The following is a 24,652-nucleotide window of genomic DNA, read 5'->3' as shown; positions in this document are numbered from 1 at the left end:
TCGCTTGTACGCGGCACGGGCCGCCCCGCTCAATACCCGTACCGCCGGGCCGACTCCTCCTCCTGGGCCAGCCTGCGCAGCGACGCCAGCAACGGCTCGTGCAGCACCGCCGACGCCACCGCCATCTCCACCTGCTGGGAGCGCGTCGCGCAGGTCTCCATCTGGTCCAGGTCCCGGACGGCCACCTCGTGCATCAGCCGCGCGTGCTCCTCCAACTGCGCGCTCTCGTACGGATAGCCGAGGCGGGCGAGCGTGGCCAGACCCGCGACGAGCGAGCGGTAGACGGGGGACAGCTCGCCGATCTCCCGGGCGCCCGTCCAGCCCAACCGGTCGAGGAGCGCGTCGACTTCCGCCCGCGCCGCCGCGGTCTCGGGGGCCTGCTCGTCCGGCTCGGGCCCGTGCGGCAGCGCCCAGAGGGCCGCGCCCAGCCGGATCGTACGGCCCAGCGACTCGTCGTCCACATGGGCCAGCACCTCGCGGGCCGTGGCGATGGGCAGCCGGCCGACCTGGACCAGCGCCCGGACCAGGCGCAGTCGGCGCAGATGGCCCTCGCCGTACTCGGCCTGGGTCGCGCTCACCCGCTCTCCCGGCGGCAACAGCCCCTCGCGCAGGTAGTACTTGATCGTCGCGGTCGAGATGCCGCTCCGCTCGCTCAACTCCGAGAGGCGCATGCCGTCCTTCCCTTGCGTCCACCCTTGGGCAGTGCCACTATCCCACCATTGGACAGTGTCGCTATCCCACGCCTGCCAGGGGGCCCAGTGTTCGCGAACATCATGCCGGGACGGACCACCGCCGCAGCCGAGGGCGAGGTCGTCGTCCTGCTGATCGGCATGCGGATCAACCACTTCAGGGGTGTGCACCACTGGCTGCCGGTCATGCTGGCGATGCTGCGCATGCTGCGGGAGCTGAAGGCGGACCGGGCCAGGGGGCTGCTCGGCCACGTCCTGCTGTCCGGCTCCCCGAGGACGTACTACGTCGTCCAGTACTGGGAGTCCAAGGAGAAGCTGTACGCGTACGCCTCGGCGCCCGACATGTTCCACCGCAAGGCGTGGGCGATGCTCAACCGCAAGGAGAAGAAGTCCCGGCAGCACGTAGGGCTGTGGCACGAGACCTACATCGTGCCCGAGGGCGGCTACGAGTCCGTCTACGCCGACATGCCGGCGTACGGACTGGCCGCGGCGACCGGGTCGCTGCCGATCGAGGGGCGGGGCCGCAGTGCGGCGGACCGGCTCGCGCATCGGTCGGGCGTCTCCGGCGCGAAGTGAGGCGGTGAGGCGCCGAGAAGGGGGGCGTCGCGAAGGGGGCCGCCACGACGCTGGGGCGGCCTCGGGGAGGGGGAGGCGCGGCCGGGGCTCAGCCGCTGCGGCGCAGCGCCTCGCTCAGCCGCGCGGCCGAGTCGATGACCGCCTGGGCGTGCATCCGGCCCGGGTGACGGGTCAGCCGCTCGATCGGTCCGGAGACCGAGACGGCGGCGACCACGCGGTTCGACGGGCCGCGCACCGGGGCGGAGACCGAGGCCACGCCCGGCTCGCGCTCACCGATCGACTGGGCCCAGCCGCGCCGCCGTACGCCGGAGAGCGCCGTCGCCGTGAAGCGGGCGCCCTGGAGGCCGCGGTGCAGGCGCTCCGGCTCCTCCCAGGCCATCAGGATCTGCGCGGAGGAGCCCGCCTTCATGGTCAGCGTGGAGCCGACCGGCACGGTGTCCCGCAGTCCGGACAGCCGCTCCGCCGCCGCCACGCAGATGCGCATGTCGCCCTGGCGCCGGTAGAGCTGGGCGCTCTCGCCGGTGATGTCGCGCAGATGCGTGAGCACCGGCCCCGCGGTGGCCAGCAGGCGGTCCTCACCGGCCGCCGCCGCCAGCTCGGAGAGCCGGGGGCCGAGAATGAACCGGCCCTGCATGTCCCTCGCCACCATCCGGTGGTGTTCCAGTGCCACGGCCAGCCGGTGGGCCGTGGGTCGTGCGAGCCCGGTCGCCCCGACCAGCCCGGCGAGGGTGGCCGGCCCGGACTCCAGGGCGCTCAATACCAGAGCCGCCTTGTCGAGAACGCCGACGCCGCTAGAGTTGTCCATACGACGATACTCGCGTCTCACTCTGTGAAACGCAAGTTCAATTTTCCCGGGAAGTTGCGAACCTGTACCGGCGGCCCCACAACGGCCCGTAGCCACCGCCCCGTACGGGGGTCCGGACGGGGGCGCACCGAATCTCTAGTTGGGCCGGCGATGACGCCGGCCGGAGGGAAAGCGATGGGTAGGACACTCGCGGAGAAGGTTTGGGACGACCACGTCGTCCGGCGCGCCGAGGGCGAGCCCGACCTCCTCTTCATCGATCTGCACCTGCTGCACGAGGTGACCAGTCCCCAGGCGTTCGACGGCCTGCGGCAGGCCGGGCGCCCGGTGCGGCGGCTCGACCTCACCATCGCCACCGAGGACCACAACACCCCGACCCTCGACATCGACAAGCCGATCGCCGACCCGGTCTCCCGCGCCCAGCTGGAGACGCTGCGGAAGAACTGCGCGGAGTTCGGCGTCCGGCTGCACCCGCTGGGCGACGTCGAGCAGGGCGTCGTGCACGTGGTCGGCCCGCAGCTGGGCCTGACCCAGCCCGGCACCACCGTGGTCTGCGGCGACTCCCACACCTCCACGCACGGAGCGTTCGGCGCCCTCGCGTTCGGCATCGGCACCAGCCAGGTCGAGCACGTACTGGCCACCCAGACGCTGCCGATGGCCCGCCCGAAGACGATGGCGATCACCGTCGACGGCGAACTGCCCGACGGCGTCACCGCCAAGGACCTGATCCTGGCGATCATCGCCCGGATCGGCACCGGCGGCGGCCAGGGCTACATCCTCGAATACCGCGGCTCCGCCATCGAGAAGCTCTCGATGGAGGCCCGGATGACCATCTGCAACATGTCGATCGAGGCCGGCGCGCGGGCGGGCATGATCGCCCCCGACCGGACCACCTTCGACTACCTCGAGGGCCGCGACCACGCCCCGCGGGGCGAGGACTGGGACGCCGCCGTCGCGTACTGGAAGACGCTGCGCACCGACGACGACGCGGTCTTCGACGCCGAGGTGGTCATCGAGGCCGCCGAGCTGGCGCCGTTCGTCACCTGGGGCACCAACCCCGGCCAGGGCGCGCCCCTGTCGGCCAACGTCCCCGACCCGGCTTCGTACGAGGACGCCTCGGAGCGCAACGCCGCCGAAAAGGCCCTGGAGTACATGGGGTTGACCGCGGGCCAGCCGCTGCGCGAGATCAGTGTCGACACCGTCTTCGTAGGCTCCTGCACCAACGGCCGCATCGAGGACCTGCGCAACGCCGCCGCGATCCTGGACGGCCGCAAAGTCGCCGACGGCGTACGGATGCTGGTCGTCCCGGGCTCCGTCCGGGTCGCCCTCCAGGCGGTCGACGAGGGCCTGGACAAGGTCTTCACCGCCGCCGGCGCCGAATGGCGGCACGCGGGCTGCTCGATGTGCCTCGGCATGAACCCCGACCAGCTGGCCCCCGGCGAGCGCTCCGCCTCCACCTCGAACCGCAACTTCGAGGGGCGGCAGGGCAAGGGAGGCCGTACGCACCTGGTCTCCCCGCAGGTGGCCGCCGCCACCGCGGTGCTGGGCCGTCTGGCCTCGCCCGCCGACCTGTCCGACACCCGTACGCCTGCCGGAGTCCGATAACCATGGAAGCCTTCACCACGCACACCGGCCGGGCCGTTCCGCTGCGCCGCAGCAACGTGGACACCGACCAGATCATCCCCGCCCACTGGCTCAAGAAGGTCACCCGGGACGGCTTCGAGGACGGCCTCTTCGAGGCGTGGCGCAAGGACGAGAACTTCGTCCTCAACCGCCCGAGCGCCAGGGCGCGTCGGTCCTGGTGGCCGGCCCCGACTTCGGCACCGGCTCCTCCCGCGAGCACGCCGTCTGGGCGCTGCAGAACTACGGCTTCAAGGCCGTCATCTCCGCCCGGTTCGCCGACATCTTCCGCGGCAACTCGCTGAAGAACGGTCTGCTGACCGTGGTCCTGGACCAGAAGACCGTCGACGCCCTCTGGGAGCTGACGGAGGCGGACCCGACGGCCGAGGTGACGGTCGACCTGGAGGCCCGGCAGGTCCGCGCCGAGGGCATCACCGCCGACTTCGAGCTGGACGAGAACGCCCGCTGGCGGCTGCTGAACGGCCTGGACGACATCAGCCTCACCCTTCAGAACGAAGCCGACATCGCGGCTTACGAGGCGGCCCGGCCGTCCTACAAGCCCCGCACAATTCCGGCCTGATCAGCGCGTTTTCAGGACTGCGCCCCCTGCCTTCTGGTAGGGGGCGCAGTCGTTTGTTGGGACCCCGTCGGGCGACAACTCGCCCCAGATGGCACAATCGGTGCATGGAACGCGACAGCCAACTCAAGATTTACGGCCAAGTCGCCGACCAATTGAAGGAAGCGCACTCCCGGGTGCGCGCACTGCAAGTCCCGGACGGCGTAAGGATGGCGTTGAACCGGAAGCTGTTGGTCGTCACGGCCACGGCGAAGCACGATCTCCCGGGCGCGGCAAGGCGTCTGGACCGGTTGATGAAGGACCTCGACGAGGGCCGATTCCCCGAAGGTGACTGACTCCGCAGAACTGCGCGGCGGTCGACTTCGTTGCGGCACTAGGGTGATTAGCCCGTTTCGTGTTTGATTTGCGGTATATATCTGCCTAACGTGCGAAAAAGCCGGACAGATTCGTTCCGGCAATGTCTCCGAAGGGGAAGACGTGAACAAGGCGCAGCTCGTAGAAGCGATTGCCGACAAGGTCGGCGGCCGGCAGCAGGCCGCGGACGCCGTCGACGCGGTGCTCGACGCGATCGTCCGTGCGGTTGTCGCGGGGGACCGGGTCTCGGTCACCGGCTTCGGCTCGTTCGAGAAGGTCGACCGCCCCGCCCGCTACGCGCGCAACCCGCAGACGGGTGAGCGCGTGCGGGTCAAGAAGACCTCGGTGCCCCGCTTCCGCGCGGGCCAGGGCTTCAAGGACCTGGTCAGCGGCTCCAAGAAGCTCCCCAAGAACGACGTGGCCGTGAAGAAGGCCCCAAGGGCAGCCTCTCCGGCGGTTCTTCCGCCCGTACGACGGCCAAGGCCGCCGCGAAGAAGGCCACCGCGAAGAAGGCCGTGGCGAAGAAGGCCACCGCCAAGAAGGCCACCCCGGCGAAGACCACCGCCGCGGCCAAGAAGACCACCGCGAAGAAGGCGTCGCCGGCGAAGAAGACGACGACGGCCGCCGCGAAGAAGGCCACCCCGGCGGCGGCGAAGTCGACGGCGGCCAAGAAGACCACCGCCGCCAAGACCGCGCCCGCCAAGAAGACCACGGCGAAGAAGGCGCCCGCGAAGAAGACCACCGCGCGCAAGACCACGGCCAAGAAGGCCACCGCGCGCAAGAAGTGAGACCGGGCCGCACAGGCCCCCACACGCGCCGGGCCGGGCTCCCCTCGGGGAGCCCGGCCCGCGGGCTGTCCGGGGAACGGCCACCCGGAAGGCCCAGAAGGCCCAGAAGGCCCGGCAGGCTCAGAACGTCTGGAGCGTCACCAGGCTGATCCGCAGCCCGGCCCCTCGCCCTCGCCCTCGATCCGCACCCGCTGCCCCGGCCGCAGCAGCCGCAGGCCGCCCGCGTCGAAGGCCGCCGCGTCGAAGTCCACCGGGGTGCCGTCGTCGAGCAGCACACTGCCGCTCCGCGTCTCGGGGTCGTACGTGTACGAGGTCGCCTGCATGCGAGCAGACTAGCGGTCCCGGCCGACCGCCCCGGCGGCCCAGCGGCCCGCCGTGAACGGACCGACGCCCAGGTCCAGCGCCACCCGCAGGTCCTCGCCGGTGTCCACGTCCCGGCGCACCGAATCGATCCCCGGCAGCGTGATTTCCACCGCGCCCGACGCCAGATGGCGCACCCGCGACGGGCCGCCGAATGCGGGCCGCAATTCCACTCCCGGAGCAGCCGACAGAAATGTCGTCCCGATTCCCGCCGCATCGGGAACAAATGCGCGGGGAAAAGCGGCAGAGAATTCGAGGACCCGGGACAATTCCGCCGGGCGCAGCGCGGGCAGATCCGCGTTGAGCGCGGCCAGCGGCGCCCCCGGCCTGCCCGCCCGGACCGCCCGCTCACCGTGCGCGAGGGCCGCGTTGAGCCCCGCCCCCGGCGCATCGGGCACGACCAGGGCGCCGAGCGCGGCCAGCGCCGCCCCGGCCGCCGGGTCGTCCGTGACGACCACCACATCGGCCACGTCCGGGCAGGACAGCGCGGCGGCCACCGTGTCACGGGCGAAGGCCAGGGCGAGCCGGGGGCGCAACAGCGCGCCGGAGGCGGGCGCCAGCCTGCTCTTGGCCCGCGCCAGGGGTTTCAACGGGACGACCAGGGACCAGCGGCCGGCCGGGTCGGTGTTCGTGGCGGTCCCTCCCTCGATACGCATCGCCGCCTATTCTCGCCTGCCGGTGCGCCGACCCGGAGGGGCGCTCCCCGGGGCGAGGCGTACGGTGTTCTCGACAGAGCAGGGGCCTGGGGCGAGACTTGACCCTCGGTAGTCAGACAGCAGACAGCTCCACGGTCTTGTTCACAGAGGAAAGGTGTCCGAGTGTCCCGCCGCAGAATCGGCTTCTGGTACCGCCTGGCGGCGGTCATCGCGAAACCGCCGCTGGTGGTTCTGTTCAAGCGCGACTGGCGGGGAACGGAACACATTCCGGCCGACGGCGGATTCATCACAGCGGTCAACCACAACTCGTACCTGGACCCGCTCTCGTACGGGCACTTCCAGTACAACACCGGCCGCGTGCCGCGCTTTCTCGCCAAGGCGGGGCTCTTCAAGGGCGCCTTCGTCGGCACCATGCTGCGCGGCACCGGCCAGATCCCCGTCTACCGCGAGACCACCAACGCGATGGACGCCTTCCGGGCCGCCGTCGACGCGATCGAGCGCGGCGAGTGCGTCTGCTTCTACCCCGAGGGCACCCTCACCCGGGACCCCGACATGTGGCCGATGGCCGGCAAGACCGGCGCCGCCCGCGTCGCGTTGATGACCCGGGCCCCCGTCATCCCGGTCGCGCAGTGGGGCGCCAACGAGGCGATGCCGCCGTACGCCACCGAGAAGAAGCTGCGCCTCCTGCCCCGCAAGACCCTCCGGGTCAAGGCCGGGCCGCCCGTCGACCTCTCCCGGTTCTACGACCGGGAGCCGACGCCCGAGGTGCTGCGCGAGGCCACCGAGGTCATCATGCGCGCGGTCACCGCGCAGCTGGAGGAGATCCGCGGGCAGCAGGCACCCGCCGAGCCCTACGATCACCGCAAGGCCCGCGCCGAACAGCGGCGCAAGGCCCAAGGAGAGGGACTTACGTGACGCACCCCGCCAAGGCCGCCGTCTTCGGAACCGGCTCCTGGGGTACCGCCTTCGCCGTCGTCCTCGCGGACGCGGGCTGCGAAGTGACGCTCTGGGGCCGCCGGGCCGAGGTCGCGGAGGCCATCAACACCACCCGCACCAACCCCGAGTACCTGCCGGGCATCGAGCTGCCCGAATCGGTCCGGGCCACCACGGACGCGGCCGAGGCGCTGCGCGGCGCCGACTACGCGGTGCTCGTCGTGCCCTCCCAGACGCTGCGCGCCAACCTCGCCGACTGGGCCCCGCACCTGGAGCCGCAGACGGTGCTCGTCTCCCTCATGAAGGGCGTCGAACTCGGCACCGCCAAGCGGATGAGCGAGGTCATCGAGGACGTCACCCGGGTCTCCCCGGACCGCATCGCCGTCATCACCGGACCCAACCTCGCCAAGGAGATCGCCGAACGCCGCCCCGCCGCGGCCGTCGTCGCCTGCCGGGACGAGTCCGTCGCCCAGCGCCTCCAGGCCGCCTGCCACACCCCGTACTTCCGCCCGTACACCAGCACCGACGTGGTCGGCTGCGAACTCGGCGGCGCCGTCAAGAACGTCATCGGCCTCGCCGTCGGCATCGCGGACGGCATGGGGCTCGGCGACAACACCAAGGGCTCCCTCATCACCCGGGGCCTCGCCGAGACGATCCGGCTGGGCGCGGCCATGGGCGCCGACCCGCTGACGTTCTCCGGACTCGCCGGGCTCGGCGACCTGGTGGCGACCTGCTCGTCGCCGCTCTCCCGCAACCACACCTTCGGCACCAACCTCGGCCGCGGCATGACGCTCCAGGAGACCATCGCCGCCACCAAGCAGACCGCCGAGGGCGTCAAGTCCTGCGAATCGGTGCTCGACCTGGCCCGCAGGCACGGCGTCGAGATGCCGCTGACCGAGACCATCGTCAGCATCGTGCACGAGGGCAAGCCGCCCAAGGTCGCGGTCAAGGAGCTGATGTCGCGGAGCGCCAAGGCCGAACGGCACTGACGCCACCCGGGGCCCACCCGCCCCGGGCGGCCCGTGCCGCGCTGACTCGGCCGGTACCAGCAGGTACGCTCATCGCGATATGAGCAGCGAGAACCTCCCCCAGAGCCCGGAGCAGCAGCTCCGCAAGCCGCGCGTGGCCGTCGTGTTCGGCGGCCGCAGCTCCGAACACGGCATTTCGGTGGTCACGGCCGGCGCCGTCCTGAACGCCATCGACCGGACCAAGTACGACGTCCTGCCGATCGGCATCACGACGGACGGCCGCTGGGCGCTCACCGCCGACGCACCCGAACGCATGGCCATCGCCAACCGGACCATGCCGGACGTGGCGCAGCTCGCCGAGTCCGAGGAGGGCGGGGTCGTGCTCTCCGTCGACCCCGGCAGCCGCGAAGTCGTCTACACCGAGCCCGGCGCGGTGCCCAAGGCGCTCGGCGAGGTCGACGTCGTCTTCCCCGTCCTGCACGGCCCGTACGGCGAGGACGGCACCCTCCAGGGACTCCTGGAGCTGTCCGGTGTGCCGTACGTGGGCGCCGGCGTCCTCGCCTCGGCCGTCGGCCAGGACAAGGAGTACATGAAGCGCGTCTTCACCTCCTTCGGCCTCGCCGTCGGCCCGTATCTGGTGGTCCGCCCCGCGAGTGGGACCACGACCCGGCCGCCGTCCGCAAGCGCGTCACCGGCTTCGCCGACGAGCACGGCTGGCCGCTCTTCATCAAGCCCGCCCGGGCCGGCTCGTCCATCGGCATCACCAAGGTCGAGGACGCCTCCGGTCTGGACGCGGCCATCGAGGAGGCCCGCCGCCACGACCCGAAATTCCTGGTTGAGTCGCTGCTGCGGGGCCGCGAGATCGAGTGCGGCGTCCTGGAGTTCGAGGACGGGCCGCGCGCCAGCGTCCCGGCCGAGATCCCGCCGGTCACCGCGCACGACTTCTACGACTTCGAGGCCAAGTACATCGACGCCGCCTCCGGGATCGTGCCGGCGCCGCTCACCGAGGAGCAGACCGCCGAGGTCCAGCGGCTCGCCGTCGAAGCCTTCGACGCGTGCTCCTGCGAGGGCCTGGTGCGCGCCGACTTCTTCCTCACCGAGGAGGGCCGCTTCGTCATCAACGAGATCAACACCCTGCCGGGCTTCACCCCGATCTCCATGTACCCGCGCATGTGGCAGGAGAGCGGCGTCAGCTACCAGCAGCTGGTGGACCGCCTCATCCAGGCCGCGCTGAACCGGCCGACCGGACTGCGCTGACCGCACCGGGACACGGCGAAGGGTGTGCGCTCACCGCGCTCCGCGCGGGCGCACACCCTAGAACCGGTTCGGGATCGTCTTCTTCACCGCCGGGGCGAACGCCGCGAGCGGCGTCGTGTCATGTGCGTACGCCTCCGAGAGCGACACCTCGACGTACGTCTTGCGCAGGGTCGTCGTCAGCCGGGGCCCGTCGTTCTCCCGCTGCTCCAGCATCCAGTTGACGCCGCTCGCGGTGATGCCCTTCGACTGGTCGTCGTCCATCTTCGCGGGGCGCTCCACACCGCAGCGCAGTACGATCGCCCCGTCCCCCCACCCGGCGGTCAGCTCCGATGCCGGTTCGGGGTCGCTCCGCTCCAGACCGCCGACGGTGTCCGGCAGTTCCCCGTCGAGCGCGCGGCAGTAGGCTGCGGCTTCCGGGGACGGGGAGGGCACGGTGACCGACGCCGTCGCGTCGCCCCCGGAACAGCCCGCCAGCAGCACCAGGGCGGCGGACGGACCGAGGAACACGGGGCGGAGGAGCCGGCGGCCGAAGGACGTCACCGGCCCAGCGTAGACGGGGGCTACAGGTGAACGACCGGGCAGGTCAGGGTTCGGGTGATGCCGTCCACTTGCTGGACCCGCGCCACCACCATGCGCCCGAGCTCGTCCACCGTGTCGGACTGGGCGCGCACGATCACGTCGTACGGACCGGTGACGTCTTCTGCCTGGATGACTCCCGGGAGCTCGGAGATGGTCTCGGCGACGGTCGACGCCTTGCCCACCTCGGTCTGAATGAGGATGTACGCCTGTACCACGGAACCTCCAGGGCGGCCACGAGGATCATGTGGGGGAAAGGGACGCCACGTTATCGCGTCGCCGCGCGGAGCGGGGAGACCCGCGGGCCGGATGACGTCCTCAGCGTGGCGTACGGAACGCGCAAGTTGACGTAACTCTTGACAGTACCGACAGCAGAGACGGCACGCGACCGCGAGTGGGGCGGCGCGCACGGGGGACAGGCCGGAGCGTCCGGCCCGACAGATGAGAGGTGACACTCGGTGAAGGCAACCGTGGGCGAGTTGGGGGAGTTCGGGCTCATCAGGGAGCTCACGTCCCGGCTCACCACCACTCCGGCGGTCCGGCTCGGCCCGGGCGACGACGCCGCGGTCGTGACCGCCCCCGACCGCAGGGTCGTGGCCAGTACGGACATCCTGCTGGAGGGACGGCACTTCCGGCGCGACTGGTCGACGGCGTACGACGTGGGCCGCAAGGCCGCCGCGCAGAACCTCGCCGACATCGCCGCCATGGGCGCCGTGCCCACCGCGCTCCTGCTCGGCCTCGTCGTCCCGGCCGAACTCCCGGTCACCTGGGCCGCCGAGCTGATGGACGGACTGCGCGACGAGTGCCAGGTCGCGGGGGCGGCCGTGGTCGGCGGGGACGTCGTGCGCGGCGACCTCATCACCGTCTCGATCACCGCCCTCGGCGACCTGCGCAACCACGAACCCGTCACCCGGGCCGGCGCCCAGCCCGGGGACGTCGTCGCCGTCACCGGCTGGCTCGGCTGGTCCGCCGCCGGATACGCCGTGCTCTCCCGGGGCTTCCGCTCGCCGCGCGCCTTCGTGGAGGCCCACCGCCGCCCCGAACCGCCCTACCACGCGGGCCCCGCGGCCGCCGGGCTCGGCGCCACCGCCATGACCGACGTCAGCGACGGGCTCGTCGCCGACCTCGGACACATCGCCGAGGCCAGCAAGGTCCGCATCGACCTGCGGTCCGGGCTCATCGACGTGCCGTCCCAGATGTCGGACATCGGGCAGGCCGTCGGCGTCGACCCCATGCAGTGGGTGCTCACCGGCGGCGAGGACCACGCCATCGTCGCCACCTTCCCGCCCGACGTGAAGCTCCCGGCCCGCTGGAAGGTCATCGGCGAGGTCCTCAACCCCTCGGCCCTGCCCCAGGTGACGGTCGACGGAGCGCCCTGGACCAGCAAGAACGGCTGGGACCACTTCGGCGACATCGAGGACGCCTAGCCTCTGTCCGGCCCTAGTAGATTGCGGCGTATGCCGATAACCACCCCCGTACCGCCCCGCGTGCTCACCGTCGCCGGATCCGACTCCGGCGGCGGTGCGGGCATCCAGGCCGACCTCAAGACGATGCTCGCCCTCGGCACGCACGGGATGAGCGTGCTCACCGCCGTCACCGCGCAGAACTCCCTCGGCGTCCAGGGCGCCTGGGAGCTGCCCCCGAGGCGGTCCGCGCCCAGTACCGCAGCGTCGTGGACGACATCGGCGTCGACGCCGTCAAGACCGGGATGCTGGCGTCCGCCCCGCTCGTGGAGACCGTCGCGGAACTCCTCGCGGACACCGCGGCGCCCGTCGTCGTGGACCCCGTCGGCGTCTCCAAGCACGGCGACCCGCTCCTCGCCGCCGACGCCCTGGAGTCCGTCCGTACGAAGCTGCTCCCCGTCGCGACCGTGGCGACGCCCAACCTGGACGAGGTGGCGCAGCTCACGGGCATCGCCGTCACCGACGAGGCCGGGATGCGCCGGGCCGCCGCCGCGCTGCTCGCCTTCGGGCCCCGCTGGGTCGTGGTCAAGGGCGGCCACCTGCCCGGCGAGCCCGTCGACCTGCTCACCGACGGCAGCGAGGAGCACTGGCTGCGCGCCCCCCGCCACGACAACCGCCACACCCACGGCACCGGCTGCACCCTCGCCTCCGCCATCGCGAGCCACCTGGCGCGGGGCGCCGATGTGCCCGGCGCGGTCCGGGCCGCGAAGGCGTACGTCACCGGGGCGATCGAGGCGGGCTTCCCGCTGGGCACGGGCATCGGCCCGGTCCGCCACGGCTGGCGGCTGCGCGAAGCGGGCTGACCCCGGGGAGTGCCCCGTACGGGCACAGCAAAAAGCCGGTCCACCGAGGTGGACCGGCTTTTCGGGCAACCGGTAGGGCTGCGCTACGACGGGAACGTCAGCGCGCGACCTTGCCGGCCTTGATGCACGAGGTGCAGACGTTGAGCCGCTTCGGCGTCCGACCGACCACGGCACGCACGCGCTGGATGTTGGGGTTCCAGCGACGGGACGTACGGCGGTGCGAGTGCGAAATGTTGTTGCCGAAGCTCGGCCCCTTGCCGCAAACGTCGCAGTTGGCAGCCACGGGTCACTCCAAAGACTTCAGATGCACTTACAGTGAATTCCGGTACGCCGGATTCAAGGACTGAAGTGGCGGTACCGGGGGAATGTCCCGACTCTCGTCGGGCAACCGAAGCAGCATACAACGCCTGCTCCGGAGATACGAAACTACCATGTCTTCCGCCCCGCCCTCCCGGCCCCCGGACCGCCCGCACCCTCCGACCGGGGCTAACCTGCGGTGCAGCCAGCCGCCCCGCCCCCGTCACGAGTCCCCGTTCCGAGTCCCGTCCGAGGAGGACCCGAGGTGCCGCAGACCGCCGACGAACCGGATGCCGTCGCGGTACGGAGCTGGTGCTCCCTGGCCCTCGAAGCGCTCGGCCGGGAGCGGCAGGCGATCGACGCGATCAACGTCTATCCCGTCGCCGACGGGGACACCGGCACCAACCTCTACCTCACCGTGGAATCCGCGGCCGCCGCCGTCGAAGCGGTCTTCGCCGCCCACGCGACCGGCACCTCGGTCCCCTCCGCCGCCGACGCGGTACGAGCCATGGCCCACGGCGCCCTCATCGGCGCCCGCGGCAACTCCGGCACGATCCTCGCCCAGCTCCTGCGCGGCATGGCCGGCGTCCTCGCGGAGGGCACCGGCGGCGACCGGATGCGCCTCGCCCTCGACCGGGCCGCCGCCTGGGCCCGCGAGGCCGTCGCCCACCCCGTCGAGGGCACCGTCCTCACCGTCGCGGACCGGGCCGCCGCCGCCGCCGGACAGGCCGCACCCGGCGCGGACACGGCCGAAGTGGCCCGGGCCGCCTACGAAGGCGCCCGCGCCGCCCTGGACGCGACGCCCGGACAGCTCCCCGCCCTCGCCAGGGCCGGGGTGGTCGACGCCGGGGGGCGCGGCCTGGTCACCCTCCTCGGCGCCCTGGTCGAAGCCGTGTCGGGGCGGGGCCCGGAGCGGCCGTACGAGGCCCCCATCCCGTTCGTCCCGGTCGGCGGCGACGACACGGAGTGCCCGGCGGGCGACGACGGGGACGGCGGCGGCCCCGCCTTCGAGGTGATCTACCTCCTGGAAGCGGGCGACGAGGCCGTCGAGCGGCTGCGCGGCCGGCTGGACGCCCTCGGCGACTCCCTGGTGGTGGTCGGCGGCGACGGGCTGTGGAACGTCCACGTCCATGTGGACGACGCCGGCGCCGCGGTCGAGGCGGGCGTCGAGGCCGGCCGCCCGTACCGCATCCGCATCACCCACTTCGCCGCCGACCGCGCCCACGCCCGCCCCGAGCCCGCCCGGCGCGCGGTCGTCGTGGTCGTCCCGGGCGACGGTCTCGCCGCCCTCTGCCAGGAGGCCGGGGCGACGACCGTGCTCGCCCGGCCCGGCGAACCGCCTGCCAGCGGCGAACTGGCCGACGCCGTCCGCCGCGCCCACGCCCGCGAGGTGGTCCTCCTCCCGAACGACGCGGAGCTGCGGCACACCGCGGCCGCCGCCGCCGAACAGGCCAGGGCCCAGGGCGTCCGGGTCGCCGTCATCCCGACCCGGGCCGCCGTCCAGGGCATCGCGGCCCTCGCCGTCCACGAGCCGGACCGCAGCTTCGACGAGGACGTGGTCGCGATGACCTCGGCCGCCGGGGCCACCCGCTACGCCGAACTGGCCGTCGCCGAGCGGCAGTCCTGGACCACGGCGGGCATCTGCCAGGCCGGGGACGTCCTCGGGCTCATCGACGGCGACGTGGCGGTCATCGGCCAGGACGTCCCCGGCACCGCCCGCAAGGTGCTGGACCGGATGCTCGCGGCCGGCGGCGAACTGGTCACCCTGGTCCTGGGCGAGAACACCCCGCCCACGCTGGCCGAAGCCCTGGAACAGCACGTACGCGACGGGCACCTCGCCGTGGACACCACCACCTACCGGGGCGGCCACCAGGGCGCGCCGCTGCTGATCGGCGTCGAGTAGCACCCGGCGCGACGACCGGCCCGGGCGGCGCCCGACGGACAACTGTCACTGCCGTGGTGTGCAATGGATCGCGTGTCTGCGTTCGAAGAACCCCTCAAGAAGCTCCTCGGCGGGCCCACCGCGAAGGTGATGGCCGACCACCTCGACCTGCACACCGTCGGTGACCTCCTCCATCACTACCCCCGCCGGTACGAGGAGCGCGGCCGGCTCACGGCGCTGACCGACCTCCCGCTGGACGAGCACGTCACGGTCGTCGCCCAGGTCGCCGACGCCCGCGTGCTCACCTTCAACGGCGGACGCGGCAAGCGCCTCGAAGTCACCCTCACCGACGGCCACGGCCGCCTCCAGCTCGTCTTCTTCGGCCACGGCGTCCACAAGCCGCACAAGGACCTGCTGCCCGGCCGGCGCGCGATGTTCGCCGGCAAGGTCTCCGTCTTCAACCGCAAGATGCAGCTCGCCCACCCCACGTACCAGCTGCTCGACGCCGACTCAGCGGACGACGCCGGGGCGACCGAGGCCGTGGACGCCTTCGCGGGCAAGCTGCTGCCGATCTACCCCGCCTGCAAGCAGCTCGACTCCTGGCGGATCGCCAAAGCGGTCGACGCGGTGCTGCCCAGCGCCCAGGAGGCCGTCGACCCGCTCCCCGAAGCCCTGCGCGAGGGGCGCGGCTTCACCTCGCTGCCCGAGGCCCTGCTGAAGATCCACCGCCCGGCCACCAAGGCCGACGTGGCCGCGGCCCGGGACCGGCTCAAGTGGGACGAGGCGTTCGTCCTCCAGGTCGCCCTGGCCCGCCGCAGGTACGCCGACACCCAGCTTCCCGCCGTCGCCCGCAGGCCCGCCCCCGGCGGCCTGCTCGACGCCTTCGACGCGAAGCTGCCGTTCACCCTCACCGACGGCCAGCGGAAGGTCTCCAAGGAGATCTTCGACGACCTCGCCACCGAGCACCCGATGCACCGCCTCCTCCAGGGCGAGGTCGGTTCCGGGAAGACCATGGTGGCCCTGCGCGCCATGCTCGCCGTGGTCGACGCGGGCGGCCAGGCCGCCATGCTCGCGCCCACCGAGGTCCTGGCCCAGCAGCACCACCGGTCGATCACCGAGATGATGGGGGAGCTGGCCGAGGGCGGCATGCTCGGCGGGGCCGACCAGGGGACCAAGGTCGTGCTGCTCACCGGGTCCATGGGCACCGCCGCCCGCCGGCAGGCCCTGCTCGACCTGGTCACCGGCGAGGCCGGCATCGTCATCGGGACGCACGCCCTGATCGAGGACAAGGTCAAGTTCCACGACCTGGGCCTGGTCGTCGTGGACGAACAGCACCGCTTCGGGGTCGAGCAGCGCGACGCGCTGCGTTCCAAGGGCAAGCAGCCGCCCCACCTCCTCGTCATGACCGCGACGCCCATCCCCCGTACCGTCGCCATGACCGTCTTCGGGGACCTGGAGACCTCCGTCCTCGACCAGCTCCCGGCCGGCCGCTCGCCCATCGCCAGCCACGTCGTCCCCGCCAAGGACAAGCCGCACTTCGTCAGCCGCGCCTGGGAACGCGTCCGCGAGGAGGTGGAGAACGGCCACCAGGCGTACGTCGTCTGCCCGCGCATCGGCGACGAGGACGACACCGCCAAGAAGAAGGGGAAGAAGGCCGCCGAGGAGGAGGCCGCCACCGCCGACAAGCGCCCGCCGCTCGCCGTCCTGGAGATCGCCGAACAGCTCGCCGAGGGCCCTCTGCGCGGACTGCGCGTCGAGGTGCTGCACGGCAGGATGCAGCCCGACGACAAGGACGACGTGATGCGCCGCTTCGCCGCCGGCGACGTCGACGTCCTGGTCGCCACCACCGTCATCGAGGTCGGCGTCAACGTCCCCAACGCCACCGCGATGGTCATCATGGACGCCGACCGCTTCGGCGTCTCCCAGCTGCACCAGCTGCGCGGCCGGGTCGGACGGGGCTCCGCCCCCGGACTCTGCCTGCTGGTCACCGAGGCCCACGAGGCGAGCCCCGCCCGCGCCCGCCTCTCCGCCGTCGCCGCGACCCTGGACGGCTTCGAGCTCTCCCGTATCGACCTCGAACAGCGCCGTGAGGGCGATGTCCTCGGCCAGGCCCAGTCCGGGGTGCGCTCCTCGCTGCGCGTCCTCAGCGTCATCGACGACGAGGAGGTCATCGCCGCCGCCCGCCAGGAGGCCGTCGCCGTCGTCGCCGCCGACCCCGACCTGGACCGGCTGCCCGAGCTGCGCACCGCGTTGGACGCCCTGCTCGACAAGGAGCGCGAGGAGTACCTGGACAAGGGGTGAGCCCGCCCGCGCCGGGGAAGCCCGGGGCGCCCCGCCCTCCACGACGCCATATCGTGGGAGGTACGGCGCCCACGGCACCCCGCGCGCCGCCCCGACCCGAGGACCAGTCACCCATGACCCGCGTGATCGCAGGCGTGGCCGGCGGACGCCGCCTGGCCGTCCCGCCCGGCACCGGCACCCGGCCCACATCCGACCGCGCGCGCGAGGGCCTGTTCTCCACCTGGCAGGCGCTCCTGGGCACCCTCGACGCCATCCGGGTCGCCGACCTCTACGCCGGCTCCGGCGCAGTCGGCCTCGAAGCGCTCTCCCGGGGCGCCGCCCACGCCCTGCTCGTGGAGGCCGACCCCAAGGCCCTGCGCACCGTCAAGGAGAACGCCCGCACCCTCGGCCTGCCCGGCGCCGAGGTCCGGGGCGGCAAAGCCGAACAGATCGTGACGGGTCCGGCACCCGCAGAGCCGTACGACGTGGTCTTCCTGGACCCGCCGTACGCCGTCACCGACGACGATCTTGGGGAGATCCTGCTCACACTCCGTACCCAGGGGTGGCTCACGAGCGACGCACTCGTCACCGTGGAACGCAGCACCAGAGGCGGAGAATTCAGCTGGCCCAAGGGTTTCGAGCCGTTGCGATCCCGTCGCTACGGCGAGGGAACGCTTTGGTACGGTCGCGCCGCCGCTCCGTGCGAAGACGCACGATGACCGGACCGGAGAGCGAGGGAATCAAGTTGCGCCGCGCCGTATGCCCGGGGTCGTTCGACCCCATCACCAACGGACATCTCGACATCATCGGCCGAGCCTCGAAGCTGTACGACGTCGTGCACGTCGCGGTGATGATCAACCAGTCCAAGAAGGGCCTGTTCTCGGTCGAGGAGCGGATCGAGCTCATCCGCGAGGTCACCGCCGAGTTCGGCAACGTCGAGGTCGAGTCCTTCCACGGCCTGCTCGTGGACTTCTGCAAGCAGCGCGACATCCCGGCGATCGTGAAGGGCCTGCGGGCCGTCAGCGACTTCGACTACGAACTCCAGATGGCCCAGATGAACAACGGGCTCTCCGGGGTCGAAACGCTCTTCGTGCCGACCAACCCCACCTACAGCTTCCTGTCGTCCTCCCTGGTCAAGGAGGTCGCTGCCTGGGGCGGCGACGTCTCCCACCTGCTGCCGCCGGTCGTCCAGCGCGCCCTGACCGAACGCCTCGCGCAGCGCTGAGCCACTGACAGCGCGTCAGCGTCACGCCCCGCAGGTGTCGGGCGGGCGCCGACTGGCCGTACAGTCGTCCCGTCCGTCTCCAACCGGCAGTAGAGAGTGGCGAGCACACGGTGGACGTGCAGAAGAAGCTGGACGAGATCGTCGCGACGGTCGGGAACGCCCGGTCCATGCCCATGTCGGCGTCCTGCGTGGTCAACCGCGCCGAACTGCTCGCGATGCTCGAAGAGGTGCGCGAGGCCCTGCCCGGCTCGCTCGCCCAGGCCGCCGAGGTCATCGGCGGCCACGAGCAGCTGGTGGAGCAGGCCCGCCAGGAGGCCGGCCGCATCATCGAGAACGCCCATGCCGAGCGCACCGCCCTGATCTCCGACACCGAGATCGCCCGGCGCTCCCAGGCCGAGGCCGACCGCATCCTCGCCGAGGCCCGCAAGGAGGCCGACGAGGTCCGCGCCGAGGCCGACGAGTACGTCGACAGCAAGCTCGCCAACTTCGAGGTCGTCCTCACCAAGACCATCGGCTCCGTCGACCGGGGCCGCGAGAAGCTGCTCGGCCGCGGCCAGGGCTTCGACGCGCAGGGCTACGAGGACCCGGACTTCGCCGAGGCCCCCGAGCGCAGCGCCGACCCGGAGACGCTGCGGCAGCGCGCCGACGAATACGTGGACACCAAGCTCGGCGCCTTCGAGGCGGTGCTCGCCAAGACCCTGGAGGCCGTCGGCCGGGGCCGGCAGAAGCTGCACGGCCGGGTCGCCACCGACGAGCTGGGCGCGCACATCGCCGCCCAGGACGCGGCCGGCGACCAGGGGCACACCAGCGACGAGGACCACTGGGCCGGGCTGGCCGAGGTCGCGGCCCCGCAGCCGCTCCCGATCCCGCACCAGACCGAGCCGCAGTACGCCCAGCCGGAACCGCAGTACGCCCAGGGGTACGGCTACCAGGACCAGCAGCAGGACGCGTACCAGCCGCAGCAGGACGTCTACGGCTACCAGCAGCAGCCGGACCCGTACGCGGCCTACCAGCAGCAGCAGGGCTACGACGCCTGGCAGCAGCCCCAGCAGCCCCTCCCGCAGAACGGTGAGGCCGCCCTGGACGAGACCAGCCTCTTCGACACCAGCATGATCGACCTGGACCAGCTGCGCCGTTACGAACAGGAGCGCTGACCGCCGGAAGGGCCCGGATTGGGAGCTGGGCGGTGTGTCCAGTATCCTGGCTCTTCGGTCGCGCGTATGTCCGCGATCCCGGCTGCCCGCTTCGACTCCGGACGGGCCGGCCCCTCCCACCCGCGCGTGACGCGTTCGATCCGAAAGCAGGAGAAGCCCTGAACGGCCAGCTCGACCACCGAAACCCCCTCGTGTTCGACACGCACGAGCTGGGCCGGCGTCCGGGTGCCATGAAGCGGCTGACCCGCACGGCGGACGCCCCCGCCGACCTCGGAGTCGGCGGCGTCATCGGAGTGCCGGAGGGCGCGCCGGTGGAACTGGACCTCCGTCTCGAATCCGTCATGGAGGGCGTGCTCGTCACCGGGACCGCCCGTGCGACGGTCGAGGGGGAGTGCGTAAGGTGTCTGGAGCCGCTGAGCCGAGAGGTCGAGGCGGACTTCCAGGAGATGTTCTCGTACCCTGACGCCGATGACCGGAACCACGGCAAGCCCGCGGATCCGGCCGACGACGCCGAGGACGACGAGGACAGGCTTTTTCTCGAGGACGGCCTGTTCGACCTCGAGCCGGTGCTGCGTGATGCGGTGGTGCTCGCACTGCCGATGCAGCCGGTGTGCAAGGAATCCTGTGCCGGTCTGTGCTCCGAGTGCGGAGTCAGGCTGGACGAGAATCCCGGCCACCACCACGATGCCGTCGACGCTCGTTGGGCGGCACTGCAAGGACTCGCCGAGACCATTCAGGACGGCGAGAAGGACAACATGGGCGGCGCCGCACCCGGCGTCGACAAGAAGCAGGAGAAGTAGCCGTGGCTGTTCCGAAGCGGAAGATGTCGCGCAGCAACACGCGCCACCGCCGGTCGCAGTGGAAGGCTGCGGTCCCCACCCTGGTTTCGTGCGAGCGCTGCCAGGAGCCGAAGCTGCAGCACATCGCGTGCCCCAGCTGCGGCACGTACAACAAGCGCCAGGTCCTCGAGGTCTGAGCGGCTGGTGAGAGGCCCGATGTCTGAGTTGTCCCACGCCAAGAAGCAGGCAGACAACGTCAACACAGCCTCGTCCCACACGCTTCTGGAAGGGCGGCTCGGGTACCAACTCGAGTCCGCCCTTCTGGTGCGTGCGCTGACCCACCGTTCGTACGCGTACGAGAACGGCGGTCTGCCCACCAACGAGCGGCTGGAGTTCCTCGGGGACTCCGTGCTCGGTCTGGTGGTCACGGACACGCTGTACCGCACCCACCCCGATCTGCCCGAAGGCCAGCTGGCCAAGCTGCGGGCCGCGGTGGTCAACTCGCGTGCGCTTGCTGAGGTGGGCCGCGGCCTCGAACTCGGCTCCTTCATCCGGCTCGGCCGCGGTGAAGAGGGCACGGGAGGCCGGGACAAGGCATCCATCCTCGCCGACACCCTGGAAGCGGTGATCGGCGCGGTCTATCTCGATCAGGGCCTCGACGCGGCGTCCGAGCTGGTCCACCGGCTCTTCGACCCGCTGATCGACAGGTCCTCGAACCTCGGCGCCGGCCTGGACTGGAAGACCAGCCTCCAGGAGCTCACCGCGAGCGAGAGCCTCGGAGTCCCCGAGTACCTCGTCACGGAGACCGGCCCGGACCACGAGAAGACCTTCACTGCTGCCGCCCGCGTCGGTGGTGTCTCGTACGGCACCGGCACCGGCCGTAGCAAGAAGGAAGCGGAGCAGCAGGCGGCCGAGTCCGCCTGGCGCGAGATCACCGCCGCCGCGGAGGCGCGGGAGGCAGCGGCGAAGGCCGCCGCCGACGGAGGGGCCGCCGACACCCCTGCCGACCCCGCGCCGTCCACGGACGTCGCTCCCGCCTGACCCGCGGAGAACCCCCCGGCGCCACCGCGCGCCGGGGGGTTCTCCCTTTTCTCCGTACGTTTCTCCGTCCCGCCCTCTCGTCCCAGGAGCCTCCCCGTGCCCGAACTGCCCGAGGTCGAAGTCGTCCGCCGAGGTCTGGAGCGCTGGGTCGCCGGGCGGACGGCCGGTGAGGTCGAGGTCCTGCACCCGCGCGCGGTCCGCCGCCACCTCGCGGGCGGCGTGGACTTCGCGGCCCGGCTGACGGGGGCGCGATTCGGGACGGCGATGCGCCGGGGCAAGTACTTGTGGGTGCCGCTGGACGAGGCCGCCGGCTCGCTCCTCGGCCACCTGGGCATGAGCGGTCAGCTGCTCGTCCAGCCCGAGGGGGCGCCGGACGAGAAGCATCTGCGGATCAGGATCAGGTTCGCCGACGCGGTCGGCACCGAGCTGCGCTTCGTGGACCAGCGCACCTTCGGCGGGCTCTCGCTCCACGAGAACACCCCGGACGGGCTGCCCGACATCATCGCGCACATCGCCCGCGACCCCCTGGACCCGGCGTTCGACGACGCCGCCTTCCACACGGCGCTCCGGCTGCGGCGTACGACGGTCAAGCGCGCGCTGCTGGACCAGTCGCTGATCAGCGGGGTCGGCAACATCTACGCGGACGAGGCCCTGTGGCGCGCCCGGCTGCACTACGACCGGCCGACCGCGACGCTGACCCGCCCCAAGTCCGCCGAGCTGCTCGGCCACGTCCGCGACGTGATGAACGCGGCCCTCGCCCAGGGCGGCACCAGCTTCGACAGCCTCTATGTGAACGTGAACGGCGAGTCGGGCTACTTCGACCGCTCGCTCGACGCCTACGGCCGCGAGGGCGAGCCCTGCCACCGCTGCGGTACGCCGATGGCGCGGCGCCCCTGGATGAACCGGTCCAGCTACTACTGCCCCCGCTGCCAGCGCCCGCCGCGCGTCAGGCCCTAGTCTCCCGGGCGTCGTAACGGGCCCGGGCTTCCAGGACCTCGGGCATCCGGCCCTCCACGAAGTGGATCAGGCCGAGCAGCCGCTCCGCGACCTCCCGGCCCAGCGGGGTCAGCTCGTAATCCACCCGGGGCGGGTTGGTGAGCTGGGCCTCGCGGTGCACCAGGCCGTCCCGCTCCAGCGCGTGCAGCGTCTGGGACAGCATCTTCTCGCTCACCCCGTCGACCCGGCGGCGCAGCGCGTTGAACCGCAGGCTCTCCTCGTACAGGGCGCCGAGCGTGAGGGCGCCCCAGCGGCCGGTGGCGTGTTCGAGCAGGCCGCGCGAGGGGCACTGCTTCGAGAACACGTCGAAGGGCAGGTCGTCCGTCGCCGACGTCTCCGGTGCGGTGCTCTGGTCCATGAAACCAGCGTACGCCCGCACAGCGCTTTCCCTGAGTCAGTGTGATTCGAGGGGAGGCGAGTGGGGCGTACGAGGTGATGGGTACGGCGGTGGTCCGGGTCAGAAGCCGAAGTCCTGGGTCCACCAGGGGCCGCCGGCCCCGTAGTGGACGCCGACGCCGAGCGTCTTGTAATCGCAGTTGAGAATGTTTGCTCGGTGGCCGTCGCTGTTCATCCAGGCGTCCATCACGGCCTGTGCGTCGGCCTGTCCGCGGGCGATGTTCTCGCCGCCGAGGCCCGAGACACCGGCCGCGTCCGCCCGGTCCCAGGGGCTCTTGCCGTCGGGGTCGGTGTGGTCGAAGAAGCCGCGCGCCGCCATGTCGTCGCTGAAGTCCTGGGCGAGCGAGGTGAGCGAGGCGCTCGCGGTGACCGGGCTGCATCCGACCTTGCCGCGCTCCTCGTTGACGAGGGCCAGGATCGCGGCCTGGGCCGATGCGGCGGTGCTCGTCGGAGCGCTGCTCTTCGACGGGGCCGGCGCGGAGGGCTTCGCGGCCTTGACGGCGGGGGCCTTCGAGGACGAGGAGGAGGGCTTGGCCGACCCCTTCTTGCTCGACGTGGTCTTCGACGGCGAGGCGGTCTTGGAAGGCGAGGCGGTCTTCGACGGCGAAGCGGTCTTGGAGGGCGACGCGGTCTTGGCGGGCGCGGCCGTCTCCGAGGCGGAAGCGGAAGCCGAAGCGGAGGGCGAGTGGGAGGCGCTGGGCGAGGCCGAATCGGAGGGCTTCGACACCGCGGAGTGCGACTTCTTGGGCGCGGCGGGGCGGTCGGTCCCCCGGCTCGCCGGTGCGGAAGCGGAGGAGCGGTCGGAGGGCGATGCGGTGATGCCCCCCTGGGTGAGCAGGTCCGGGGCGGCCTGGGAGCGGACCTGGTCGGCGGTCGGACCGCCGCTCACGGTGAGACTGTCCCCGCCGGGCAGCAGACCCGACGCCACGGCGACGGCGCCGACGGCCACGGCCGCCGAGACACCTATGAGTCCGGTGCGCACGGGGATCGCGGACCGCTTCCTGCGGCCCGCTCCGCGGTGCCGGGCCGAGGCCCCGTCCGCCTGTTCCTCGGCGGCGGGGGCTGCGGCGCTGCGTCGATGGCGTCCCATCTGCTGTGCCCTTCTGACGACCTGGACGCCGTTTTCGACGCCCGTGCTCACCCGAACGAGTGAAGCTTTTGCGAGGGGACTGTACGCCATGGCGATTCGCCGGGAGGTGCTCCGAAAGGAATGGGACCGATAGCGTTCGGGCATGAACGAAGATGCACGGCTCACCGCTTGGGTACGCGGCCGAGTACAGCAAGTAGGCTTCCGCTGGTTCACCAGGGCAAACGCTTTGGAGATCGGCGGCCTCACCGGTTTCGCCCTCAATCTGGACGACGGCCGGGTACAGGTCGTGGCCGAGGGTCCGCGTGAGAATTGCCACCGTCTTCTCGACTGGCTCCGCTCCGACGACACACCCGGCCGCGTTGACGGCGTCACTGAGATATGGGACACGCCGCGCGGCGGATACGAGGGATTCGCGATCCGCTGAGACCGCCCCCGAAAGGCTCCCGAAAGGGAGCCGTGTTCGGCTCGTGTTCGATGCGCGGCGGGCGGTGACGGCAAGCGCCCCCGTCGCGCGTACACATGAAATGACCTGCGGAATGTCCTGATGGTTGCCAAGATTCGGTTGGCATGCCAGGCTGCCGCCCTAAGGATGATCTCCGTACCCCTGAGGGCCCCGTCGGAGAGCCGCGCCGCATGATCGTCTCGCCGCGCGCCCCCGGGACGCCCGCCTCTGTGGGGTGTGATCGTGTTGACCGTCAAACTTTTTGGTGAGACTCTGAAATCCCCGCGCACCTCAGCTGTTCGGCAGAGCTGGTAGGCAGCAGGACAGCAGTGACAGCGAGCACTGCCGAACACCGCGGGTGCGATCCCTCACGACCCACACCGCATCGGTCGGTCACTCATTGTGGAGGACCATCCATCATGGCAAAGGCGCTTCTCGGTTACGTCGGCGGTTCCGACCCGCGACTCCTCGCCGAGATGCGACGGCTCCAGCAGCGCGTCCAGGACCTCGAATCCGAGCTCGTACGGATTCAGGAGGAGAACGACGCGCTCAACGCCGCCGCTCAGCACCAGTCGCTGCTCGACAGCATCGACATCGACGTACCCCAGGCGGAGCCGGCACTGACCTGATCCGCACGGCGACCTGACC

25 protein-coding genes and 5 pseudogenes are annotated in these 24,652 nt (G+C 71.7%); 21 read left to right on the top strand and 9 right to left on the bottom strand.

The window, feature by feature from the left end; all coding sequences use genetic code 11:
- Window positions 1-29 precede the first annotated feature (29 nt).
- Window positions 30-671, bottom strand: coding sequence for a MerR family transcriptional regulator (locus NEH16_RS08735; protein ID WP_265540807.1), 642 nt, complete (start codon window positions 669-671; stop codon window positions 30-32).
- Between the two features lie 102 nt (window positions 672-773).
- Here NEH16_RS08735 and NEH16_RS08730 point away from each other — a divergent pair, with 102 nt between their 5' ends.
- The gene (locus tag NEH16_RS08730) at window positions 774-1,265 is read left to right on the top strand and encodes a DUF4188 domain-containing protein (protein WP_107426795.1); all 492 of its coding nucleotides are present in this window, start codon (window positions 774-776) and stop codon (window positions 1,263-1,265) included.
- Window positions 1,266-1,353: 88 nt separating this feature from the next.
- Here the strand turns inward: NEH16_RS08730 and ndgR are convergent, their stop codons facing one another.
- Window positions 1,354-2,070, bottom strand: a complete 717-nt coding sequence (ndgR, locus tag NEH16_RS08725) for an IclR family transcriptional regulator NdgR (protein WP_073963755.1) — start codon at window positions 2,068-2,070, stop codon at window positions 1,354-1,356.
- A 174-nt stretch (window positions 2,071-2,244) separates the two neighbouring features.
- On the opposite strand from ndgR, the gene leuC reads away from it, so the two are divergent.
- The 4 genes and pseudogenes from leuC (at window position 2,245) to NEH16_RS08705 (ending at window position 5,406) form a co-directional block, all read left to right on the top strand.
- On the top strand, window positions 2,245-3,672 hold the full coding sequence (gene leuC, locus NEH16_RS08720) for a 3-isopropylmalate dehydratase large subunit (RefSeq protein WP_265540804.1): 1,428 nt from the start codon (window positions 2,245-2,247) through the stop codon (window positions 3,670-3,672).
- A gap of 2 nt (window positions 3,673-3,674) precedes the next feature.
- Window positions 3,675-4,267 (top strand): annotated as a pseudogene (gene leuD / locus NEH16_RS08715) (3-isopropylmalate dehydratase small subunit).
- 104 nt (window positions 4,268-4,371) lie between these two features.
- Window positions 4,372-4,599 (top strand): hypothetical protein, encoded by a 228-nt coding sequence (locus NEH16_RS08710; protein WP_018102425.1) that lies wholly within the window; start codon window positions 4,372-4,374, stop codon window positions 4,597-4,599.
- Window positions 4,600-4,741: 142 nt separating this feature from the next.
- A pseudogene (locus NEH16_RS08705) lies at window positions 4,742-5,406 on the top strand (HU family DNA-binding protein).
- 120 nt (window positions 5,407-5,526) lie between these two features.
- Here NEH16_RS08705 and NEH16_RS08700 read toward each other — a convergent pair.
- A pseudogene (locus NEH16_RS08700) lies at window positions 5,527-5,729 on the bottom strand (hypothetical protein).
- A 9-nt stretch (window positions 5,730-5,738) separates the two neighbouring features.
- Complete coding sequence (gene cofC, locus NEH16_RS08695) at window positions 5,739-6,422, bottom strand: 2-phospho-L-lactate guanylyltransferase (protein WP_073963751.1); 684 nt, start codon at window positions 6,420-6,422, stop codon at window positions 5,739-5,741.
- 162 nt (window positions 6,423-6,584) lie between these two features.
- Between cofC and NEH16_RS08690 the strand changes: the two genes are divergently transcribed.
- From NEH16_RS08690 to NEH16_RS08680, 3 genes and pseudogenes are all read left to right on the top strand, one after another.
- Window positions 6,585-7,337, top strand: a complete 753-nt coding sequence (locus tag NEH16_RS08690) for a lysophospholipid acyltransferase family protein (protein ID WP_073963750.1) — start codon at window positions 6,585-6,587, stop codon at window positions 7,335-7,337.
- Window positions 7,334-8,344: an NAD(P)H-dependent glycerol-3-phosphate dehydrogenase gene (locus tag NEH16_RS08685; RefSeq protein WP_265540801.1), complete on the top strand. Its 1,011-nt coding sequence runs from the start codon at window positions 7,334-7,336 to the stop codon at window positions 8,342-8,344. Before NEH16_RS08690 ends, NEH16_RS08685 begins: the two co-directional genes overlap by 4 nt.
- Before the next feature lie 79 nt (window positions 8,345-8,423).
- Window positions 8,424-9,580, top strand: a pseudogene (locus NEH16_RS08680) (D-alanine--D-alanine ligase family protein).
- Window positions 9,581-9,637: 57 nt separating this feature from the next.
- On the opposite strand, the gene NEH16_RS08675 reads toward NEH16_RS08680, so the two are convergent.
- Together NEH16_RS08675 and NEH16_RS08670 are read right to left on the bottom strand one after the other, a co-directional pair.
- Complete coding sequence (locus tag NEH16_RS08675) at window positions 9,638-10,120, bottom strand: DUF3515 domain-containing protein (protein WP_242441936.1); 483 nt, start codon at window positions 10,118-10,120, stop codon at window positions 9,638-9,640.
- Window positions 10,121-10,140: 20 nt separating this feature from the next.
- The gene (locus tag NEH16_RS08670) at window positions 10,141-10,374 is read right to left on the bottom strand and encodes an Lrp/AsnC ligand binding domain-containing protein (protein WP_073963747.1); all 234 of its coding nucleotides are present in this window, start codon (window positions 10,372-10,374) and stop codon (window positions 10,141-10,143) included.
- A 240-nt stretch (window positions 10,375-10,614) separates the two neighbouring features.
- Here NEH16_RS08670 and NEH16_RS08665 point away from each other — a divergent pair, with 240 nt between their 5' ends.
- Window positions 10,615-11,583, top strand: a complete 969-nt coding sequence (locus NEH16_RS08665; protein WP_073963746.1) for a thiamine-phosphate kinase — start codon at window positions 10,615-10,617, stop codon at window positions 11,581-11,583.
- A 30-nt stretch (window positions 11,584-11,613) separates the two neighbouring features.
- Window positions 11,614-12,422 (top strand): annotated as a pseudogene (gene thiD / locus NEH16_RS08660) (bifunctional hydroxymethylpyrimidine kinase/phosphomethylpyrimidine kinase).
- Window positions 12,423-12,519: 97 nt separating this feature from the next.
- Here thiD and rpmB read toward each other — a convergent pair.
- Complete coding sequence (gene rpmB, locus NEH16_RS08655; RefSeq protein WP_026171429.1) at window positions 12,520-12,705, bottom strand: 50S ribosomal protein L28; 186 nt, start codon at window positions 12,703-12,705, stop codon at window positions 12,520-12,522.
- A 279-nt stretch (window positions 12,706-12,984) separates the two neighbouring features.
- On the opposite strand from rpmB, the gene NEH16_RS08650 reads away from it, so the two are divergent.
- The 9 genes from NEH16_RS08650 (at window position 12,985) to mutM (ending at window position 22,037) form a co-directional block, all read left to right on the top strand.
- Entirely contained in the window at window positions 12,985-14,622 is a 1,638-nt protein-coding gene (locus NEH16_RS08650; protein WP_265540794.1) for a DAK2 domain-containing protein, read from the top strand.
- A gap of 63 nt (window positions 14,623-14,685) precedes the next feature.
- The gene (gene recG, locus NEH16_RS08645) at window positions 14,686-16,902 is read left to right on the top strand and encodes an ATP-dependent DNA helicase RecG (protein WP_265540792.1); all 2,217 of its coding nucleotides are present in this window, start codon (window positions 14,686-14,688) and stop codon (window positions 16,900-16,902) included.
- Between the two features lie 113 nt (window positions 16,903-17,015).
- Window positions 17,016-17,600, top strand: a complete 585-nt coding sequence (gene rsmD / locus NEH16_RS08640) for a 16S rRNA (guanine(966)-N(2))-methyltransferase RsmD (protein WP_073963741.1) — start codon at window positions 17,016-17,018, stop codon at window positions 17,598-17,600.
- Between the two features lie 26 nt (window positions 17,601-17,626).
- Window positions 17,627-18,106 carry a pantetheine-phosphate adenylyltransferase gene (gene coaD / locus NEH16_RS08635; RefSeq protein WP_265540789.1) on the top strand — a complete coding sequence of 160 codons (480 nt, stop codon included), beginning with the start codon at window positions 17,627-17,629 and terminating at the stop codon, window positions 18,104-18,106.
- Between the two features lie 110 nt (window positions 18,107-18,216).
- On the top strand, window positions 18,217-19,260 hold the full coding sequence (locus NEH16_RS08630; protein ID WP_265540787.1) for a cell division initiation protein: 1,044 nt from the start codon (window positions 18,217-18,219) through the stop codon (window positions 19,258-19,260).
- A gap of 191 nt (window positions 19,261-19,451) precedes the next feature.
- Window positions 19,452-20,060 (top strand): YceD family protein, encoded by a 609-nt coding sequence (locus NEH16_RS08625; RefSeq protein WP_073963736.1) that lies wholly within the window; start codon window positions 19,452-19,454, stop codon window positions 20,058-20,060.
- Window positions 20,061-20,062: 2 nt separating this feature from the next.
- The gene (gene rpmF / locus NEH16_RS08620; RefSeq protein ID WP_003965982.1) at window positions 20,063-20,236 is read left to right on the top strand and encodes a 50S ribosomal protein L32; all 174 of its coding nucleotides are present in this window, start codon (window positions 20,063-20,065) and stop codon (window positions 20,234-20,236) included.
- A gap of 19 nt (window positions 20,237-20,255) precedes the next feature.
- Complete coding sequence (rnc, locus tag NEH16_RS08615) at window positions 20,256-21,080, top strand: ribonuclease III (protein ID WP_026171428.1); 825 nt, start codon at window positions 20,256-20,258, stop codon at window positions 21,078-21,080.
- A gap of 96 nt (window positions 21,081-21,176) precedes the next feature.
- Complete coding sequence (gene mutM / locus NEH16_RS08610; protein WP_265540723.1) at window positions 21,177-22,037, top strand: bifunctional DNA-formamidopyrimidine glycosylase/DNA-(apurinic or apyrimidinic site) lyase; 861 nt, start codon at window positions 21,177-21,179, stop codon at window positions 22,035-22,037.
- On the opposite strand, the gene NEH16_RS08605 is transcribed toward mutM, so the two are convergent.
- Together NEH16_RS08605 and NEH16_RS08600 are read right to left on the bottom strand one after the other, a co-directional pair.
- Window positions 22,027-22,434 carry a winged helix-turn-helix transcriptional regulator gene (locus NEH16_RS08605; RefSeq protein WP_265540721.1) on the bottom strand — a complete coding sequence of 136 codons (408 nt, stop codon included), beginning with the start codon at window positions 22,432-22,434 and terminating at the stop codon, window positions 22,027-22,029. The genes mutM and NEH16_RS08605 overlap by 11 nt on opposite strands.
- Window positions 22,435-22,533: 99 nt before the next feature.
- A complete protein-coding gene (locus NEH16_RS08600; protein WP_265540719.1) occupies window positions 22,534-23,562 on the bottom strand; it encodes a CAP domain-containing protein in 1,029 nt (342 codons plus the stop codon).
- 142 nt (window positions 23,563-23,704) lie between these two features.
- On the opposite strand from NEH16_RS08600, the gene NEH16_RS08595 reads away from it, so the two are divergent.
- Window positions 23,705-23,986 carry an acylphosphatase gene (locus tag NEH16_RS08595; RefSeq protein WP_051093064.1) on the top strand — a complete coding sequence of 94 codons (282 nt, stop codon included), beginning with the start codon at window positions 23,705-23,707 and terminating at the stop codon, window positions 23,984-23,986.
- A 437-nt stretch (window positions 23,987-24,423) separates the two neighbouring features.
- Window positions 24,424-24,633 (top strand): hypothetical protein, encoded by a 210-nt coding sequence (locus NEH16_RS08590; RefSeq protein ID WP_018102403.1) that lies wholly within the window; start codon window positions 24,424-24,426, stop codon window positions 24,631-24,633.
- The last annotated feature ends 19 nt before the right edge of the window (window positions 24,634-24,652 follow it).

It is taken from the genome of Streptomyces drozdowiczii, assembly GCF_026167665.1.
Classification (GTDB): domain Bacteria; phylum Actinomycetota; class Actinomycetes; order Streptomycetales; family Streptomycetaceae; genus Streptomyces; species Streptomyces drozdowiczii_A.
This window is presented reverse-complemented; position numbering and strand designations above follow the sequence as displayed.